The organism is Streptomyces katrae (assembly GCF_000966975.1).
GTDB classification, from domain to species: domain Bacteria; phylum Actinomycetota; class Actinomycetes; order Streptomycetales; family Streptomycetaceae; genus Streptomyces; species Streptomyces katrae.
Genome location: NZ_JZWV01000505.1, coordinates 1 through 2,002, shown reverse-complemented (window position 1 = coordinate 2,002; position 2,002 = coordinate 1). Strand labels below are relative to the sequence as shown.

3 protein-coding genes are annotated in these 2,002 nt (G+C 70.7%); 1 reads left to right on the top strand and 2 read right to left on the bottom strand.

Annotated elements, in window-relative coordinates; all coding sequences use genetic code 11:
* Positions 1–180, bottom strand: a 180-nt coding sequence (locus VR44_RS18495) for a hypothetical protein (protein WP_045948637.1), incomplete at its 3' end; no start/stop codon positions are given.
* A 396-nt stretch (positions 181–576) separates the two neighbouring features.
* A complete protein-coding gene (pdxH, locus tag VR44_RS18490; RefSeq protein WP_245691963.1) occupies positions 577–1,200 on the bottom strand; it encodes a pyridoxamine 5'-phosphate oxidase in 624 nt (207 codons plus the stop codon).
* Between the two features lie 239 nt (positions 1,201–1,439).
* Between pdxH and VR44_RS18485 the strand changes: the two genes are divergently transcribed.
* On the top strand, positions 1,440–2,002 hold a 563-nt coding region (locus VR44_RS18485; RefSeq protein WP_045948636.1), incomplete at its 3' end, for a citrate/2-methylcitrate synthase.

Genomic DNA, 2,002 nt, shown 5'->3' with positions numbered 1-2,002 from the left:
CAGCCAGCCGAAGAGGAGGAGGACGGCGGCCATGACCGCCAGTTTCACGGAGCCGGGGACGTCGTCCAGGTTCAGCACGGACAGCGCGATACCGGGCAGCCCGACGCCGACGGCGACGTAGACGGCCGTCATCTGCTGGGACCGGATCCGGTAGTCGCGCGGCAGCATCTCGGCGCCCATGGCAGCCCTCCCCCGGTGGCGGACGGCCAGTGTAGGGAGTAACTCACCACCCGAATAGGGGAGTTGCCGTTACGTACGGGAAACCGGATAAATAAGTTGAGGCCCTCCGGGAGGGGGCCTAGGCTCTGCCGTACACGAGAAGGGAGGTGGTTCCCGAAATGTACGGAAACCGGACGCGTGAGGTGGCTGCGGGCTAAGGGCCCGACGTCAGCAACGCACCCAGTGCGGTGCCCGGCGGAGGCTAGCCGCCCGGTGCCAATCCCAAGCAGTCACCCGACCCGCGGGCTCGCCGGTACGTCCGGCCGGCTCCTCTCACTGCAGGAGAGGAACCCGAGCCCGCGGGTCGTCTGCTTCCCGAGCCCCGGCCCCCTCGGGGGCGGAGGCGGCCCCGGCCCCTCAGGGGCAGAGGCGCTCGATCCGCCACTTCTCCCCGTCGAGGACGTACCGCAGCCGGTCGTGCAGCCGGTTCTCGTGCCCCTGCCAGAACTCCAGCGCGTCGGGCACCACCCGCAGCCCGCCCCACTCCGGCGGCACCGGCACCTGCTCACCCTCCGGGTAGCGCTCCGCCAGCTCCGCGTACCGCCGGTCCAGCTCGGCCCGCGAGGCGATCACCCGGGACTGCTCGCTCGCCCAGGCCCCCAGCTGGGAGCCGTGCGGCCGGGAACGGAAGTAGGCGGCCGTCTCGTCCCGGCCGACCCGGACCGCCCGGCCCGTCACGATCACCTGGCGGGCGATCGGATGCCAGGGGAAGAGCAGCGAGACGTACGGGTTCTCCTCGATCTCGCGCGCCTTGCGGGAGCCGTAGTTGGTGTAGAACACGAAGCCCCGCGAGTCGAACTGCTTCAGCAGGACGGTGCGGGAGCTGGGCCGGCCGTCGGAGGTGGCGGTCGAGACGACCATCGCGTTCGGCTCGAAGAGGTACGAGTCGGCGGCCTGCTGGAACCACCGGGCGAACTGCGCCATCGGGTCCTCGGCGAGCGCCGCCTCCTCGACGATCTCGGAGCGGTACTGCTTGCGCATGGCGGCGGGGTCAATGTCCTGATCGGTCACACCGCCATCCTGCCGCAGCGAGCCGACGACGGGTGTGCCGTATGTCACGCTTCCGATGGCCGGGCGGACCGGACAAAATCTTGGGGCCGGTCCGAGGGTCCCCGCACGGATGACCATCGGCCGTGCCGGGCATCAACGGTGATGACCGCGCCGGACCGCGAATCACGCCGGGAGCCGCGCGTGTTCGCACTATCTGAGGGAGCCGCCGCATGTCCGACTTCGTACCCGGACTCGAAGGGGTCGTCGCGTTCGAGACGGAGATCGCCGAGCCCGACAAGGAAGGCGGATCGCTCCGCTACCGCGGGGTCGACATCGAAGACCTGGTCGGCCACGTCTCCTTCGGGAACGTCTGGGGCCTGCTGGTCGACGGTGCCTTCAACCCCGGCCTGCCGGCCGCCGAGCCCTTCCCGATCCCGGTCCACTCCGGTGACATCCGCGTAGACGTGCAGTCCGCGCTCGCCATGCTCGCGCCCGTGTGGGGTCTGAAACCGCTCCTCGACATCGACGTGCAGACCGCCCGCGACGACCTCGCGCGCGCCGCCGTCATGGCCCTCTCGTACGTCGCCCAGTCCGCCCGCGGCCAGGGCCTGCCGATGGTGCCCCAGCGGGAGATCGACAAGGCCGAGTCCGTGGTCGAGCGGTTCATGATCCGCTGGCGCGGCGAGCCCGACCCCAAGCACGTCAAGGCCGTCGACGCCTACTGGACGTCGGCCGCCGAGCACGGCATGAACGCCTCCACCTTCACCGCGCGCGTCATCGCCTCCACCGGCGC